Source organism: Paenibacillus sp. FSL R10-2199 (genome assembly GCF_038000235.1).
Classification (GTDB): domain Bacteria; phylum Bacillota; class Bacilli; order Paenibacillales; family Paenibacillaceae; genus Paenibacillus_AQ; species Paenibacillus_AQ phytohabitans.
The window spans coordinates 4,399,547-4,417,510 of record NZ_JBBOBO010000001.1 but is presented as its reverse complement, the minus strand read 5'-3'; the positions used below and the strand labels follow the sequence as shown (position 1 = coordinate 4,417,510).

Sequence of the window (17,964 nt, the reverse complement as noted above, 5' to 3'; positions counted from 1 at the left end):
CAACAAATGAAATGCGAATTCAGCAAGTTAATTCGATAGACTTGGAATTTAACAGGAATCTGACTCAGGGGTGTGACAAAAACGTTGAGATTAAACAAGTGGAATTCACCGACCTGACACCAATGGCAGGTCGAATAGCCGACAGATAAGAAGATCGGCTTTTTCTCGCCCTGCGCCTTGGCAAAGGCCTCGTCTCCCCATGGATACCAGTCCACGGGATTGTGGGCGTGCTGTAGGAGATAGGGTGATTTTTCGTTGGCTAATCTATTGGAAGATTTGTGAGTTGTCACGGGGCGTCCCCTCATTTCGGATAATTTGGGTAAAGTGTTGTCTACGGTTAGTTTACCCAAAAAAGTGAGGGAAGGCGCAGGTAAAGGAAAAAAGGTACTTCGTAATAAACACCTAATTTATATCTACACACATGCTCAAGAAGACTTGTCCCATCAAATGACCAAACCATATCGAATGTATCTTTAGTTAGAGCAATTAAACGGTTCTTATCCTTTATCTTTTCGGAATTTCTATTTGTAGATTTTTTCATTTCTATTGCAATAAATCTCTAATCTCATCAAACCACTTTGCCAAATCATAATTGTGAAAAACATTTGTCTGTCCCAACTGAACTGCTAAATGGTATCTTGAACGTATGGCTCTAAGCATATCGACTATGCTGTCTATTTATTCTCTGCAGTAAACGGCTTCAACTGCGCGAACTTCGTTAATCGTGCGGACGAAACCCAGCTCCAATTCATAGCTTTAAGAATTAATTGAAACCTCAAACAGCAAGTCCCTATTTCACTTCACTTAGGAGACTTGCTGTTTTTTGTGTTAGTTGGCTATTTGAACTGGAACCAAGTTAAATTTGCAACTGTGGTTGAATCTGACTTCACAAAAGTAACATATACCGTATGAGTTCCTACCGCTGTCCCGGCATTAAGCGGGATATTCTTGAGGGACCATGTCTGCCATCCGCCTGTGGTTTCTGCCGTCCAATAACCCAGCATAGGGCCTGTAGGGCTATCCAGGTGGAATTCTACCCTTCCGCCGGAGTTAGCGGATGCAACCTTCATATCAATACTTGTTTTAGCTGTACTGCCAAAGTCTACATTTTTAAATGCTATATAGTCGCCATTACTGCCTCCACCCACATCCAGCCCGCCGTCCGTGCTTGACTCATAGGACATAACACCTGAACTAAGGTTATAGCCTTCCGCTTCAAATTTCAATGTGTTGAATTTTGGCTCTGCAGCATAGCTGTTCGTATCTGTTATTTTCAAATCTGCCAAATTATTTACCGCAACTCCACCGACGCGAACATTGTTTAATGTAACTCCGGAGACCGTAGATGTATCACTCCAACCCTTCATTATTGAAACTTCACCTAAAGCGCGTAAATTGATATTATTATAGACCACATTTTTGATCGGACCGGTTTTTGCAGAAAGATCAAACCATCTGGAGTGAACACCGGATCTTGGCCAGAAGCCTTCTACGTCTATATTATCAAATATGATGTTTTGTGCTGCTGGAGTCCCATAAAGATGACCTACCGCTAAAGCGCGCCAGCACCGGTATACATAAGAGTTTTTAACAACGATGCCATCCTGAAGCTGTTTCACTCCATCTCCGACCTTGAATGCTCCACATCTGCTCCAGGCCAAAGCATCATCCACCACTACATTTGACTGGTTTTCAGGAGTTCCAGGCCAGTTTGCAGCTATATCGGTAGTTGCTACATCCCAGGTCTTAAATGAGTAGGTGTCATCCTCCGATACTGCTACAGTGTGCTTAATGAGTACATTCTGGCTCTCTTGAATGTCTATTGCATCATTCTCATAATCAAGTTCATTGTTGTTGAAGTGCTTGGTATTCTGGAAGGTTACGTTATTGGATCTTGTAACGATTGTAGCCCAGCCACCACTGTCTCTGATGGTTATGCCGTCAACCGTGAAGTTGCTGCACTGCAAGGGTACAAGAATATTGTTCAAATAATTGTTTGTATTTCTCATATAATGGCCATTGCCGTCAATCGTTCCCCTGCCGTATATCTTAATATTGTTTGCATTGGTTTCGGTATAAATAAACCAGGTTCCATCCTTATTCAGAGAATTCTTATGGAAATGGGTAGTGTAATCGCTTGGATTTCCTGAACCCCTTATCACAGAACCACCCTCCAGATAAACCGAAACGTTGCTTTTTAGAACAATGTTACCGCTCTTGTACACGCCGGCTGGAACGTATACTATACCGCCGCCTGCTGCGTTAGCCGCATTAATGGCGTTTTGTATGGCAGTTGTAGCCAAAGTGGCACCGGTACTGTCGGCACCGTACCCGGTTTTAACATTGTATATCCCTGTACCGGATGAAGCCGGAACATTGGTTTCAAGAGCATCTGCCGCAATCACCAGATCTTTCAGGTTATTGATTTTAACGATAAGATAGGTTGGTGATGAAAGTGTAAAGGTAAGTGTATTTCCGCTCTTGGCTGCAGTGATTCCCAAAGCTTTGGGAGAAATATTATAGGTATTGATTGGCTCGCTTGCTGTAATTGTGATTGTAGTCGTACCTGAAAAAGAGAGATTACAATAATTATAGTTTACAAATACCTCTGAAGTGTCGATTACCGGTATATTGGTAGAGTCTGCTGTTACCGTGTATTGATTGGTCGTGGTATAGATCGACGGTAACGGATAACTTACAATTGTACCCGCTGCACTTGCTGTCAAAGGAACGACAGCTAAAAGACTGGCGAGCATACAAACAATTAAACTTAATAAGTTTAACTTTTTTAGCATAAATAAACACCCCTTTCATATTTTCAGGAAATAATCGTCTCCGCATTTCCGCCCTCAGCCTGCTTCCAATCTTATCTATGCTCCGGCTCCAGACAGAGCCGGAGCAGATCGTCCACATGGGCCGTTGCCAGACATTCCACCGTATCCGCAGAGCCGTAATAGATCTTGACCTCGCCGTCATCCTCCAGAATCATTCCTCCCGGAAAAATCACATGATTGCGGAATCCCCCGCCAATCTCATAGTCTGTCTCCGGTGCCAGCAGCGGCTGCTTGCTCATGCCGATCACCTTGCGGGGGTCCTCCAGATCCAGCAGCATAATTCCGGCGGTATAGCGCTTCTTCCATGTGTCCTCCCAACCTTGCTTGCCTCTGGCCGGGTCCACATCCACCGCATGGAAGGTGGTCAGCCAGCCCTTATCCGTCCGGACCGGAGGTGCGGCCGGGCCAACCTTGTCATTGGCAAACGGCACCTGCTCGACGGCGAGCAGCAGGCTGGAGTTGCCCCAATGCTTCAGGTCCGGCGACTCGGAGATCCAGGCATCGAAGCGGTCCCGTCCGCCGCGGCTGTATACCGTGAAGGGACGCTCCAGCCGGACATACTTGCCGCCGATGGGCTCGGGAAACAGTACCATATTGCGCAGGTCCGGTGTAGACAGGCTGAGCACCTCGAAGTGTTCCAGATCATCGGTAACGGCAATTCCGCCGCGAATGCCATGGTGCGTATCCACGGCAAAACACATATAACAACGGCCGCCGATCACGGTCAGGCGCGGGTCGTAGGCGCGGATAATTTCCTCGTCATGCATTTTGAACACTGGCTTCGGGCCGGCGGACCAGCTCAGTCCGTCGTCACTGTAAGCAATGCCGAGATCCGTGGTGTGGTGCGGCTCAAGCGTCTGATCGACCAGTGAGCCGTAATCATTACGGAAGATCATCACATACTTGCCGTTAAATTTCGTTACACCGGCATTGAATACCAGTGCGGTGGGGTAAGGAACCTTCGTTGCATCCAGCACAGGATTGCCCGGATACCGCCGGATGAACGGGGCAGATTGCAGAATTGCCGGAGCGTGTTGAGTCATGGGGTGTACCTCCTTGAATGTTAAATATGGAATATGGGTTGCGCAGGGCCGGACCGTTACCCTTTGAGTGAACCGGCCGTCATCTGCATGAAGGATTTGTTGGCGAACAGATAGGCCACGAGAATCGGCAGAATGGACAAGCAGGCGCCCGCCATCATATAGTGGGTCTGGGAAGCGGCCGAAATCCCGTATTTCAGGTTCGCCAGCCCGACAGTCAGCGTCTGCAGCTCCGGCTTCGTCATCGTGAACACGAGCGGCAGCAGATATTCATTCCACGCACCGCGGAAGGTGAACAGCGCACCTACGCCGAGTCCGGGTCCGAGCAGCGGCAGAATAATCCGCCAGAAGGTCCGGCCGAGCGAACTGCCGTCGATCAGCGCCGCCTCGTCCAGCTCCCGGGGAATTCCCTTCATGAAGCTGAACAGAATGAAGAATATCGACGCGTGTGCGGAGATCAGGATCAGAATTACGCCCCAGAGGCTGCTGTGCAGATGAAGCTTAACCATCAGATCGAATTGCGGACGCAGCACCACCGCCCCCACGGCCACGAACATGGTGAAGGATTGCAGGCCGATATATATTTTTTTGCCGAAAAAGTCCATCCGGTCCACCACATAAGCTGCCATGGAAGAAACCAGTAAAGTGCCTACTACCGCTGACAGTGAAATAATCAGGCTGTTCAGTGTATATTTGGAGAAATTCGCCTGTGTCCAGGCTTCAGCATAGTTAGAGAAGTGCCAGCTGCTTGGCAGGAAGGTCGCTCCGGTGGTCAGCTCGGCATTCGTTTTGAAGGAGCCCAGCACGGTGATGACGACCGGAATCAGGGTGATAAAAGCAAAGGCCAGCAGAAAAATCCACAGTACAGTGTTGCCCAGTATGGTTCTTATTCTCATCTCGCGTCTCTCCTCAATCGGTCTGATTCATCCGCCGGGAGGCGTAGAAATAAATGAGTGATATGATCCCGACGATTATCGCGGACACAAAGGCGACCGCACTTCCATATCCGAACTCCTGTACCTGAACTCCTGCACTCCCCCCGCCTACAGGAAAGAATAATTTGTATAAATACAGGAACATTACTTCCGTCTTGCCTACCGGACCGCCTTCGGTCAGAACCATAATGCTCTCGTAGCCCTTCAGGGCTGTAATGATCGCCAGCATAATAACCATCTGCATGACAGGTCCGAGCATCGGCAGCGTCACGTAGCGGAACTGCTGGATTTTGCTTGCCCCGTCCAGGGCAGAGGCTTCATACACATCCTCAGGAATATTCTGCAGACCGGCGAGGAAGAGCAGCATATAGTTCCCGACCGCGCCCCAGGCCGCAACCAGAATGACGGTGAGCATGGCATACTTCGGACCCAGCCAGTCAATCCCGGAATTGCTTAGACCGAGTTTGATCAGGAACTGATTGAGAATCCCGTTATACGAGTTGAAAATGGTAAAAAAAACGACAGCCATAACGGCTGTACTGATGACGGTCGGCATGAAAAAAATCCCCCGCAGCAGCTGTCTGCCCCGCAGCCCCCGGTTCAGGATTGCGGCCAGCAGCAGAGCCAGCGGAATCGTGATCAACAGCTTGCCGCCTGCATAGACAAAGGTATTCACCACCGAATCCCAGAATTGGGTATCCTTCAGAATGCGGCTGAAATTGTCCAGACCGGTAAACCGGGCCGTTCCATAACCCTTATAGTCATAGAACATGTAGCGGAACGCCCAGGCAATCGGGTAGATTCCGAGCACAATGGTCAGAAGGGCGCTTGGAAAGATAAAGCTGTATGAGAATAAGGCATTTTTTGTTTTATTCATCTGATTTCTTCCGGCTCCTTTCCCTTACGGTCAGAGCAGAGGGGTGGAGAACGCAGCTTCCCCATCCCCGTCATCTGACCTGTTTCTCTATGTTTCGCCTTCCGGTTACTTGGCGAACTTGCCGCCCAGGCCGGCCGGATCAAAGCCTGCATCCGGCTCAGCCTTGATTCCGTCATTGGCAATAGCGCTGTCCAGCGCAGCATTATAACGCTTGTTCAAATCCGCGATGACCGCCTTCAGATCGCCGCCATTGAGCATATATTTGAAGAAGGCGTCATCCGACTTCATGCCCTCCGGTGCAACCGCCGGATAGATCGGCCATACCCCGTCATTTTTATTGGGAAGGAAGCCTTCGATGCCGTTGACATCCGGTGTTGCGGCAACCGCACTGATGGATGGAACCATGGAGATGCCGAAGCCTTTCTCCTGATAATCCGTCAGCACCTGATCCCCGTACATGAACTGCATGAACTTCCAGGCCGCTTCCTTATTCTCCGATTTCGAGCTGAGACTCAGCCATTGGCCGCCGAGGAAGCCGGAAGCGCCCTTCACCATGCCGTCAATTGTAGGTGCCGGAGCCGCAGCCCAGTCGATCTTGGCCGGGAACTGGTTCTTATACACACCAGGCTCAGAGGAGTAGGAGATATACATTCCGATCTTGCCTTCGGCAAATTGGGCCCGCAGCGGATCGATATCCAACGATTCCACACCCGGAAGCATGCTGCCGTCATCCTTGATCTGCTTGAAGGCATTAATAATCGGCTCGAGGCCGCTGAAATCGTAGCGGGCAGTCTTGAAGTCATACCCGAAGCCGCCATAACCGCTCATTTCCGCAATGACCCGTGCCGAACGTGCGAATGCACTGGAGGGACTCTTGAAATTCAGTGCAAAGCCGTAAGCGCCGTCAGCTTTACCCGCTTCGGTCAGCTTTTTGGCTGTATCCACCAGCTCCTGCAACGTGGTTGGCGGATTCTCGACGCCCGCTTTGGCGAACAGGTCCTTGTTGTACACCAGGCGCATCGTCGTTCCGTAGTTCGGCAGGCTGTAACGTTTGCCGTCAAATTCATTCAGATCCGGCATGGCCGGGAACTTCGCCTTCAGCTCATCGGTGAGGAATTCATCAATGGGCGCGAGAAAGCCCTTCTTGTAGAACGTCTGGATGGTGTTCTCCTTCACCCGGATCACATCCGGGGCATCCGAGGTCTGGAAGGACAGATCCAGTGCGGTATCGAAGTCATCGCCCTTGACGACCAGCTCCACCTCAATACCGTCCGTATTGGCCCTGTTGAACTCGGCCACCTTCTCTTTCACGAAATCGGCGTCATGGCGGTCGCCCGTCCAGTAGCTGATTTTGGTTTTTTCCCCTGAACCGCCTGTCGCTGCATCTCCTGAGCCTTCTGCTGCATTGCCGCCGCCACTGTTACCGTTGCCGCAGGCTGCCAGGCCAAGTGCCAGAACCAGGCTCATTGATGTCATTAGCGTACGCTTCATCATTGGTAGTGCCCCCTTATTTATCGCTGCTGAATTTAACTTACAACCTGATTATAGAATGGGTAACGCTTTCACATAAGGCGGGTAAGCCCACATTGAGGGCAGGTTTCTGCGGGAGTTGCCGGCACACTGCCGGTCGGAAGCTGCCCATCATATAAAAGGGAGTGACTCTCCGCTTGGCGGAAGCCCCTCCCTTGTCCTTCTTTATTCTTTTCCAAGGTAATGCAGCTTAAACTCCGACGGGGTCATTCCTGTATACTTCTTGAACACCTCGCTGAAATAGCGCCTGTGCTCGTAGCCGAGATCCTGGGCAATCTCCTGTACCTGCAGGCCGCCGATCAGCATTGCCTTGGCCTTCTCCATCTTCTCATGCATCACGTATTGCTGAAAGGAACCCCCCTGCACCTTCTTAAACAGGTTGGAGAAATATCCTGGGCTGAGGTTAATCTGCTTCGCAACCTGCTCCAGTGACAGCCCCGTATCCAGATGACTCCGGATATAAGCGATCGCCTGATGGATAATCCGCGTGGATTCCAGGGAACGGGCTTCCTCCACCAGCGCGCAGGCCTCCCGGCACAGCCCGGACAGCAGGCTCCGGATATCCTGAAGGGAAGGATGCACCCGGTTCTTCATTGCCTCAATTCCGCGCTCCAGCGGCTCCACCTGCTCATAGGGAAACTGCTCAAGCAGAACCCGGCAGATCTTGGAGCTCAGCTCATAGCCGACGCTTTCGACATACCTTGGCTCAGGCAAAAGCTCGCTGTCCAGCAGCTCCGAGAACAGCTGGTCCAGCACCTGCAGGCTTTTGCCGGAATTGCCGGAACGCAGGGCAAACAGCAGCTCCTGCTCGGCGGCGGCGGAATAGCTGTGAAGCGAGAGCGGCTTATTCTCGATATTGCCGTAATGATATACACCGTTGCCTCCGGTATAGAAATGATAACCCAGAGCGCTCAGCGCCTGCCTGTAGGCGGTAGCCAGCTCATGAATCGCTGATACACCAGGCCCCACGCCAATAGAGAGTGTATTACGGGAGAATTGGCTTACATTCGTGCAGCAGGCTTCCGTAATCAGCGCAGCGGTATCCGGGGCCGAGCCGTTCATGATGCAGACATACCGGTCTGTAGCCTCACGGATAATCACACCGCGGGTCCAGGCGGAAATCGTCTCTTCGAGAATATTGTGCAGGCTGAACCGCAGCAGCTCCACCTCCTGCACAGGCTGGCCCTGAAGCTTCTCGGCGAAATGATCGATCTCTGCGACAAACACGAAGAAGTCATGTTGCGCAAGCGGGATATCGAGATATGCCCACCTGGACCGGGCATCCGCCTCTGTCGTCTGGTGATGCAGCAGGAAGGTCAGATACTCCTGGCGGAGGATGGGCAGGCTCTCCCTGATTTTGGACTCCATCACCGCCAGTCTCGCAGTCTCCTGCCGTTCTTCCCGGCACAGCTCCTTGGCCTTCAGCACCACATTCACAATCTCATCCAGCGAAAAAGGCTTCTTCACGAAATCGAGCGCCCCCAGCCGGATGGCTTCCTGAGCGTAAGCGAATTCCGAGTAAGCGCTAAGGATAATAATCTTGCAGTCCGGCAGATCTTCCAGTATCGCCCGGGTCATCTTCAGCCCGTCCATTCTCGGCATCCGGATATCGGTCAGCACAATATCGGGCCGGGTCTCGCGGATGATCCGCAGCCCCTCTTCACCGTCGAGCGCCGTGCCGGCGACCTCAATACCGTGCTCCTGCCACGCCGGCTTGCGAGAGATCATCTCCACCACACTTTTAATATCGTCGATGATACATAACTTGAACCTTCCCGGCTCCAGCTTCTGGTCCATCATCTATCGCTCCTCTCTTAACGGAATCCACAGCTCCGTCTGCGACCCCTTGCCCGGTTCTCCGTCCACTTCCATGAGGGCTTCCTCTCCGTAGTAGAGCGCCAGGCGATGTCTGATGTTGAACAGGGCGTAGCCCTTCTTGGACTGCGGGGCGCTGCTCATTCCCTGCCTAACCTTCCCGGCATCGAGCCCCCGCCCGTTGTCGGTAATAGTAATATGCAGCATCTCCAGCTCCCGGCTGACCGTGATGTCAATCCGGCCTCCCCCGGACCGGTCACTGAACCCGTGCTGGATGCTGTTCTCCACAACCGGCTGCAGGATGATTTTGGGAAGCGGGCAGGACAGCAGCTCTTCATCCTCAACCGTAATGCTGTATTCAAACAGTCCTTCATAGCATTTCTGCTGAATGGAGAAATACTGCCGCACATGGGACAACTCATCCTCGAGGGTAATCAGATCCTTCCCTCCGCTAAGCCCGATCTGGAACATCTGCGATAATGACAGGATCATCTCATTCACATCCTCATTCACGCCCAATACCGATTTGCAATAAATCGTATTCAGCGTATTGTACAGGAAGTGCGGCTCCATCTGCGCGGTAAGGGCCCGGATCTCCGCATGCCGCTTGTCCTCCTCCTTCGACTTCACATCCTCAATCAGTGCCTTAATCTCCGACATCATCCGGTTGAACTGAAAGCCGACCTGGGCGACCTCATCCTCATAGCGGCTCTCATAAACTACACTAAGCTGGTTCTCTTCGACCCTGCGCATCAGCCGCCGCAGCTTGAACAGCGGCCTCAGCAGCACAGACGTCAGCTGATTAGAGATCAGCCAGGTAGTCAGCAGAAAGACACCGATTACATACAGGGTGATGCGCTGCACCCTCTCCAGCTTGCCCAGCAGCTGGTCGCGCGACTGCATGCCGGAGATGATCCAGTCAGGAGATGCTGCAGAGCTTTTATAATTGACCAGATACTCCTTGCCGCCATAGCTGTAGGTATGCTCCTGCGGTTCGGCTGCTGCGCCGCCTTCCGCAAGCACCGGCTTCCAGGGAAATCTGCCGCGGAACGGCCAGCGCGACTCCACCACTGCATCCCCCTCCCCGCTCATCAGGTAATAATTCCGGCCGGGCTGCTGCCCGCCCTGATTCAGCAGTTCGTCAATCCGGCTCTCCCGGATATTGACGACGATAAACACATTGCTGACCGGCGTATACGGGTATTCATAGATTCCCCGGACCACGAAGGAGACGACCCGCTGGCTGCCCGTGAACAGCCGGTCATAATGCCCCTTGGCCCAGTAGCCGCCCGGCTGCTCCTTGCTGAGATCATATAATTCCGAGCCGTAAAACGAGTTATCCTGCGCGCGGATTTGCGTGGTGGAGTAGAAGTCGCCTATCGGCGTGACGATCAGCACATTCTCGATAATCGGTTGATTAAACGTCGCCTGTGAGAGCACATATTGCAGATCCGACAGATGCACATAATAATTCGACACATCATGGCTGAGCACATCCATCATCATCTTCCGGTACGCATCGCTCAGCATCAGGGACTGCACGGACAGTGCCACATCATTCAGGCGGGAATCCAGCAGCTGGGTAGTTTTGCCGACCGTTTCCTGGCTGCTGGCGTAAGCATTATCCTCAATCTCCTGCGCGGCGATCCAATACGAGAAGCTGCCCATCGCACTGATGGACAGTGTGATCAGCATGATGAACGAGAACAGAATCCGCTGCTTGATGGATATCCGGTAATACCTGCTGGCGATCTGCCGCCGGATCTGCCTTGCATAGGCTGTGAATGTATTCATAGTTCCCCCTTCTTGAGCATGTACCTCCCTATGTTTGTATGTTCTTGTCACTTGTACCATACGGCTGCTCCAGCCCGGCGTCAAGACAGGGCATGATTATTTAGCGGATTCCGTCCCTTATTATCAATAGGCAGGGGGCCCTCCGCATAACATGGTGATGATTATATTCCCACCGCGATTCTGATTAAACTGGCAGATTTTCATATGACGAGTACTGACTATTTACTTAACCGAACGAACCAAAAGAAACCTTACTCCAAAAGTTAAATTAGAATAATGATCATTGCATACAAAAATCCGCAGTTTAGACGGAGACAAAGATCTTAAGCAGCACAAAAACAAGCCCGGTGACGAACCACATGAGCTTGTTTTACGCTAGTCCCATCACTTAAAGCTTTCTTACCGCACCACAACTAACACTACAATAACTCCGAGCAAAATCAGCCAGACAACCGGGTGACCGAAATTTAATCCCCAGCCGACTCCGAACCTTTTCTCGACAATTAGGTTTGGATCTTTGCGATTGAAATAAATCATACCTAATTTCCATTTATCTTCATCATGGACAGGTCTGACATTGGCGCTATCGGCAGATCGCTCCAAGCGGCTTTCGACCTGACCCGCCCAGAACGATAAGGCGAGGGCGTATAGGATGATAAAGGCTATTATGATTAGGATAACGGGGATAGCGAAATTGATGTTAAGCAGAGATATCATATTGAGCTGCCCGACGGCTAACAGGATCACTATTAGGAAGCTGGCTGTAATCATAAAACACGACCAAGCCCGGCGGTAAGTTACGTCTTCTCTAACCTGCTGTTTCTCTCTGCGAATACTCCAATTCTCAAATAGGAACAACAGTATTACGAGCCCTTGAATTAGCGTAGTCATAAACACAGAGGTATACGATTTAGCTGCATAGCGGTCTATGCTCAAACTGCTGTTATAATGAATTGGAAGCTGATCAGGAATCAGATCGTAGTTGCGGAGCACAAATACAATATTAACAACCATAATGACAACATGAATGAAGAACCAATAATTAGATAAGCCCCTGTTTCTGTTTGGCAATTCAGTGTCCACGGTCATGATCGATGGTTCAGGAGCAATAGTCAGCGTGGGCAGTACACTTTTCATTTTTAAATGATAGCTAATATTAATGACAAGGGAGATTACGAGCATGGCGAGTGCATAGGTAATAATAATCCAACTGACTTGCTTCGAATGTTCATCACTGTAGATTAGGCATAGGATGCCAACAATGAATAGGATGGTATATAGAATAGCACTAATCCTGGCATATGACCTCCGCATCTGGCGCAGCGGCTCACTGAGGAATTGTACAGCGCTGACGGTGACTCCGAAACTAATCGTCTCTTTTGTTAAATACGGCATACTCACGATGAGTACAATGGAAGGTACAAATACTAGGATAAATATTATAACAGGCAGTATCGTCATACCATTCACCTCATTCTACATGGATATTATTTCACATAATCCTCGAAAGCGATCTTATACTCTGCATATTTTTCAGGATTACTTTTTTCAAATATTTTCAAAGAAGCAGGTTCCCGAAAATCTATATCATTGACTGAAAAATTGACACTCTTCATATCTCCATTCGCATTATTTTCAGTCTTGTATGGTTGTAATATTCTACCTTCCTGTATCATTTCAATGGCTAACATCTTAGCCCATCCACGCATCACATAAGCAGAGAATGAAATATGATCATAGCTGATAAATTTCCACACTTCTTCTATAGATGACGTCCTATCATATTTTGCGTATTGATTACTTGAATGTATTGCCACAAATCTGTAAGGTGTATTAATAAATACGTCCCTGTATTCAAATGTACTATCGTTGCTGGTCGATGATAATAAAGGTAATTTGAAGTCTTCACCAAAATATGCACCATCTTTTTTTCCTTCATTGATCGCTTTCATGATTTGATCATCCGTTAAACTATAGATATATCCGTAACCAGATTTTACTTTTTCTTCTATGTCAACTTTATTTTCTGTTAATTTCAATGAATCTGCTGCCATACTTGTTTTAGGTAATTGAGTACTTCCTTTTTCAACTAAATCATATTTAGATAATCCATAAAATATCACAGCATTTATTGCTAACGAAACTGTCAATAAAATAAATAAAATCTTAACCTTCATTATATATGCCACCTTCAATATTTTAACTAACTCATGCCTATAGCTTCTTTAATTTGCGGGATAGATAAACCGTTCGCTTTCAGCTCTTTTATCCAAATAATGCGTGCGACGGTTTCCTCTCTTTTATACCTGCGTGTTAAATTCTCTTCAGCCTGTTCAAAGGGCAGCATACCTTCTTCGGTGTAATGTTTCAGCGTGCTATAACGGGAACCTGTGATTCTTACCAATTCACCTATTGACACATGCTCTGAGGCCAGAATCGCCTCCATGGAACGTTGCCTAGACATGGATACAACTCCTTTACATTGGGCGCTTCGGAACAAGACGCACACCTTGAATCGGTACTCTCATCATCACATAATGCGGCATCGCATCGTATAACAAATTATCTATTTTGACAGTCGCAAATGAACCTCTCTCAATCACCTTACCTCATGTCCATAGGATTTTAGCCTTGTAAGGACGGAGTTTAGCCTTTTATTAGAATTATCGAACCAAGCCTCTGTCTCTACAAAGACAGCTTGTGACCGCTCAAGGAAAGGGAAGAAAAAATTGATACTGCTGCCCGCATCTGTCTTCATAAACGACGACTTCATTTGCAGGAACTGTTTGACCCCTAACTCTATTCCATGGCGATCAGTGAAAACTTTGTGCTAATTTTAAATCCATCATAGCCATCCACCCCTACTCATGATTTAGATAAGCCGGTTCGTGATTCGTGTGTATGAAGAACCTTTTGAAATCGTTTTACTTACTACTTACTACTTATCACTTACCGCATACAGTACGCCATTTGCAAAATATTGTCAAGGATGACTCCGTGCCTCGTTCAACGAAAAAGTATGTAACTACAACAAATGGCTGAGCTTTTACATAACAAGCCACCTACTCCCGCTATGAGAGCGGTAATTTGGATGTTCCGATTGCAAGCGCAAACAAGCTCGTGTGATAATCACAGGAGCTTGTTCTCATTCCGCTTTACCAGGTTCAACACCAGCTTTTTCACTCCTTCTTTTCTGTTTTTACTGATTGCTGTGAAATACTTTGATAAGAAAGTCACGTTCTGGAACCTGCAATAATTCATATGACTCTAAAAATTTTGTGTTATCATAGGAGACTTCCTCTAAACTGACTGTAATTTTGTCCTTTGCTATATCTACTACTGAATATCGGGCAGTTGGTTGTGAATTGCATCCTAAAGAACCGGGATTTAAAAAGATAGTATCTTTACCCTCAAAAAAATGAATTGGATGATGATGCCCAAAACATATTAATTTGTCTTCGCTTCCTTTGAATAGAGAGAGTAAATTATCTAAACTCGGCTCAACAATTTCACTAAAAGGATCTTTGCTTATATGTTCATTTAATTGGGTCTGCTCAATATGATAATGGATAAACAATATAGACTTGCCTTCGATTGTTAAAGTGATTGTCCGAGGCAACTGTTCTAATCTGGTGATGAAGCCTTTGTCCATAAGATCTGCTATCCATTGGTGATGCTCTTTAGCGTGAGAGTGGCTTAATGGATAATCTTCCCCTTTTTGAAGTGCTAAAACTGCTTCATCGTGATTCCCGGTAATCATTGAGACATCACTTCTGGCAAATAAGATTGTCAGAACTTCATTTGTATCTGGTCCAATCCCTATCATATCTCCTAAGCAATAAATATGTTCAATGTCCCGCCTCAGGTCAAACTCATTAAGAACTGCCTTTAAGGCAGGAGCATTACCGTGGATATCAGCAATTACTCCAATCTTCATAATCTATCGACACTTCCTTTGTCTATTTTATAATGATTCAAAGAGCGGACAGCCAATAAAATGGATAACACGCAGTTAATAGCAGTAAGCCCCATCCACAACAATACCGAATAGGACATCCATACGGTAAGCATAGGGTAACTATAGTTCAACAGATAAGGCCAGATCAGTGTCAAAACTAACAGCAGCATTCTAAAGAGTAGAGTAATACGAACCCTGGTCTTTTTCCTGCGTCTATCTTGCTCATCTATTATGTGTCGGGGTGTCCCTACGGCTAGTATCATTACCTTAAGAATGATGCCAATAGCGGCTAACAGAACTAACAACGATGATACCAGATCAGTTATGATGTAGATATCGTCATATTTATAGGTGTTCATAGGGCTCTAATTCATTTGCCCATACCTGTTCTGCGCAATCAACGAGGGTGCCGTTGAGGAAGGAATAGTTGGTTTACAGACTCATATCCGGCTGCCCGGATGTCAACCTCATGTGTTTGATAAATTGCGTTCTTCAGATTATCCGGTAGATCGCCTATTTCCATCTGGGCAGTGATCCAGTGCTCCAAATCCTTGAAATTCGTTACCAAATATCCCGCTGCAATATCTCCATAATATCTGGGGGCGTTGTATGCTAAGCTTTTCCCGAAAAACGCGCGATAACCTTGAGTAAGCTGCTCCAGCTTCTTTTCCTGTCCTGTTGAAAAATAACTGTCAGTCATCCCCAGCGGAATCAGTATGTGCCCAGTTACATAATCCTGATAATTTATACCTGTAACTTGTTCGATAATCATTGCTAAAATATCATAATTAACAGTTGCATACTGATATTCAGTCCCCGGATTTGTATCTAGCGCAATATTAGAAATCTTATGTATGGTTGTTCCAAGCATTTCTTCCGTTGTACCTTCAGGAATTAACCTGATGCTCCATGACGGTATACCGCTTGTATGAGCCAATAGTTGTCTAATAGAAATCTCAGTTTTCTCCCCTTGTAATCTGGAGCAAACCAGAGAAGATAATCTGAAATATAATCGGAATAAGCTAAGCACCCTCTTCTTGTAGCAAAATAACAGCTAGAGCCGTAAACGCTTTGGTGGTCGAGCCCAATTCGAAAAGTGTTTCCTCAGTGACCGGCTTTTCTTGTTCCACATCGGCGTAGCCGTACACCCTAAATTCTGTCTCGCCCTGTTTGGATGATACGATGGCAACGCCTGGAGTCGCTGTTTTGCTCATAATGGTTTTCACCATGTTTTGCTCAATAGCATAATTTCCCGATCCAAATAAATTTCCAATCGAATGCCAACATGCAGTAGTAGCGATGAGCACGATCAGCAGGACTGCACTTACTGTTACAATAGTTTCCTTTCTCCTAGTACTCTTCTGCATTGTCGTTCTCCTTTGAATTCGTATATCAAATTCAAAATCCCTAAGTCACTATGCTGTTCTTAATTTAGACGTTCATTCCATCCCGTTCCCTGCGAATATATACCTTGCTTCCAAATAAAAAACTCCTGCCAAATTATTAGCAGAAGTTTCATTAAAAGATTGATTCACACGGACATCTCATCAATGGCTAGAAGTTACTGCCTTTTTATCTTCTTTCTCGACAAAGTTTCCATGTTAATCTTGCACTTAATAGCCCATTATCAGGTAGCTGTTTAATTATCATCGTGTCTTGCACATTTAAAGAAACAACAAAAGTATATGTCTTTGAAGGTGCAAAAACTACAATGAAACTCTGGGGATGATTATTCATATGACTCGACGGATAATTCTTAGATAAAGACTCTCCAGTCGATAAGGGAATAGCACTATTAAAGGATATTCTAGAGAAAGATGATCACGACTGTAGCGGATTGCGGAGTTTTGTTAAAGATGTTCATTTATAAACGTTAATTAAGTCTGAGTTCTTAATGAAATATATTTTTATCAAAATATGATAAACAAGCGGCAGAAATGACAACCACCGCTTGTTTGTGTGTTAGATATTAGTGAACCTTGGCAGCAATATAAACCGTAGAACTGTTATAAAAATTATAGTAGATACCATTGCTCCAGATAAAATTACTTGGATCAGTAATTCCAGTATTTTGTGATGGATTTGGACCGTGTTTTTCAGACCAGGTTCCTGTGCTATTTTGAAGCATAAAATGATAATCAACATTATCTCCACCAAAACCATACTGGTCAGGAAGTCAACTTTACCATTACCATTGGTATCAATCCAACCAATTCTTAAAGCTATTCGATGTTCATCGGCGTTAACGGCCGCAGTTCTGCTACTTAGTATTCGCCAGCCAGGTATAAAATATAATGAATTTGTATTTCCATCTTGGACTACCAGGTTAGCAACATAATTCACATTCGTAAAATATTGTGAATCTGCTTTGAAACGCCATCTCCATCGCCAGGATTCATTTTCCATGGGGCTTTGGTAGCATAACCATAGCAGTTAACTGCAGAACTATTAACAGCCGAATAGGGCCATGCATGACCATAATCGGATGCCAAGGTGGCAAAAGATTCGTTTGGGAGTTCAAAAGTGGGAGTTAGTAAGTCCGGTTGAATTAATACGTCTCGGATAGTTGTGGATTCTGTTGGAAATACTAAACTTGATGTTTTTTTGAGTTCACCAGAGGTAGTAACATTGCCAAGGGAGTCAACGATAATTGTATCCTCTCCCTGCCATTCACCGACCCAAGTCTTATCTGCCCCAGATGTTTGCACCTGTCTCAATGTACTATTATCAATTGGAGCTGCCAAAACTACCGAAGAGAGAGAAAGACTCGCAATTAATGCAAATGAAAATGTATACAAGGATAATTTTCTCATTAATACCAATCCCTTCTTTTTTGATATAAGAACTTTACCATAAATTACTAATATATTTCATGAAAAATGTCACTATATAAGCTGAACTTAACAATGATGGCGAGCTCGTGAGCGAACCTCTTACGGAGCAAGGACTTCACTGATGCAGTAAGTAAGATTTAAAGCCGCTTTGTAACTAAGTTAGACCAAACTAAACCAGTAAGCGTAATTGAAAATTAAATCAACTATTAAAATATTTTTAGGTTGATTAATATAAAATGTGTAATTGCACATAAATCTGCCCCAGTTATCATTAATGGTGATACGGTGTTATTGATCTGGGATTATATTAAATGAAGAAATTACGGAGGTAAGGAGAATGAGTAACA

The 17,964-nt window shown here is 46.8% G+C and carries 15 protein-coding genes and 1 pseudogene; all 16 read right to left on the bottom strand.

What is annotated here, in order from left to right:
• Positions 1–103: 103 nt before the first annotated feature.
• Positions 104–305 (bottom strand): annotated as a pseudogene (locus NYE33_RS19125) (DUF255 domain-containing protein); the annotation flags it as partial.
• A gap of 32 nt (positions 306–337) precedes the next feature.
• Positions 338–541: a hypothetical protein gene (locus NYE33_RS19120; protein WP_341067045.1), complete on the bottom strand. Its 204-nt coding sequence runs from the start codon at positions 539–541 to the stop codon at positions 338–340.
• A gap of 295 nt (positions 542–836) precedes the next feature.
• Entirely contained in the window at positions 837–2,795 is a 1,959-nt protein-coding gene (locus NYE33_RS19115) for a carbohydrate-binding protein (RefSeq protein ID WP_081970047.1), read from the bottom strand.
• Positions 2,796–2,866: 71 nt separating this feature from the next.
• The gene (locus NYE33_RS19110) at positions 2,867–3,877 is read right to left on the bottom strand and encodes a glycoside hydrolase family 130 protein (RefSeq protein WP_341067041.1); all 1,011 of its coding nucleotides are present in this window, start codon (positions 3,875–3,877) and stop codon (positions 2,867–2,869) included.
• Between the two features lie 56 nt (positions 3,878–3,933).
• The gene (locus tag NYE33_RS19105; protein WP_052421923.1) at positions 3,934–4,770 is read right to left on the bottom strand and encodes a carbohydrate ABC transporter permease; all 837 of its coding nucleotides are present in this window, start codon (positions 4,768–4,770) and stop codon (positions 3,934–3,936) included.
• Between the two features lie 13 nt (positions 4,771–4,783).
• Positions 4,784–5,686: a carbohydrate ABC transporter permease gene (locus tag NYE33_RS19100; protein WP_341067038.1), complete on the bottom strand. Its 903-nt coding sequence runs from the start codon at positions 5,684–5,686 to the stop codon at positions 4,784–4,786.
• Positions 5,687–5,791: 105 nt separating this feature from the next.
• The gene (locus NYE33_RS19095) at positions 5,792–7,180 is read right to left on the bottom strand and encodes an ABC transporter substrate-binding protein (RefSeq protein WP_042138230.1); all 1,389 of its coding nucleotides are present in this window, start codon (positions 7,178–7,180) and stop codon (positions 5,792–5,794) included.
• A 201-nt stretch (positions 7,181–7,381) separates the two neighbouring features.
• On the bottom strand, positions 7,382–9,016 hold the full coding sequence (locus tag NYE33_RS19090) for a response regulator (RefSeq protein ID WP_336101817.1): 1,635 nt from the start codon (positions 9,014–9,016) through the stop codon (positions 7,382–7,384).
• The gene (locus NYE33_RS19085) at positions 9,017–10,825 is read right to left on the bottom strand and encodes a cache domain-containing sensor histidine kinase (protein ID WP_341067037.1); all 1,809 of its coding nucleotides are present in this window, start codon (positions 10,823–10,825) and stop codon (positions 9,017–9,019) included. It lies immediately after the preceding gene.
• 399 nt (positions 10,826–11,224) lie between these two features.
• Entirely contained in the window at positions 11,225–12,286 is a 1,062-nt protein-coding gene (locus NYE33_RS19080) for a DUF1648 domain-containing protein (protein WP_341067035.1), read from the bottom strand.
• 26 nt (positions 12,287–12,312) lie between these two features.
• Positions 12,313–13,002: a hypothetical protein gene (locus tag NYE33_RS19075; protein WP_341067033.1), complete on the bottom strand. Its 690-nt coding sequence runs from the start codon at positions 13,000–13,002 to the stop codon at positions 12,313–12,315.
• A 26-nt stretch (positions 13,003–13,028) separates the two neighbouring features.
• On the bottom strand, positions 13,029–13,289 hold the full coding sequence (locus NYE33_RS19070; RefSeq protein WP_336101820.1) for a helix-turn-helix domain-containing protein: 261 nt from the start codon (positions 13,287–13,289) through the stop codon (positions 13,029–13,031).
• A 735-nt stretch (positions 13,290–14,024) separates the two neighbouring features.
• Positions 14,025–14,762: a metallophosphoesterase family protein gene (locus NYE33_RS19065; RefSeq protein ID WP_042138241.1), complete on the bottom strand. Its 738-nt coding sequence runs from the start codon at positions 14,760–14,762 to the stop codon at positions 14,025–14,027.
• 418 nt (positions 14,763–15,180) lie between these two features.
• Positions 15,181–15,813, bottom strand: a complete 633-nt coding sequence (locus tag NYE33_RS19060; RefSeq protein WP_341067031.1) for a serine hydrolase domain-containing protein — start codon at positions 15,811–15,813, stop codon at positions 15,181–15,183.
• Positions 15,806–16,150 (bottom strand): serine hydrolase domain-containing protein, encoded by a 345-nt coding sequence (locus NYE33_RS19055; protein WP_042138245.1) that lies wholly within the window; start codon positions 16,148–16,150, stop codon positions 15,806–15,808. Before NYE33_RS19055 ends, NYE33_RS19060 begins: the two co-directional genes overlap by 8 nt.
• Before the next feature lie 972 nt (positions 16,151–17,122).
• Positions 17,123–17,596: a hypothetical protein gene (locus tag NYE33_RS19050; RefSeq protein ID WP_341067029.1), complete on the bottom strand. Its 474-nt coding sequence runs from the start codon at positions 17,594–17,596 to the stop codon at positions 17,123–17,125.
• Positions 17,597–17,964: the final 368 nt, after the last annotated feature.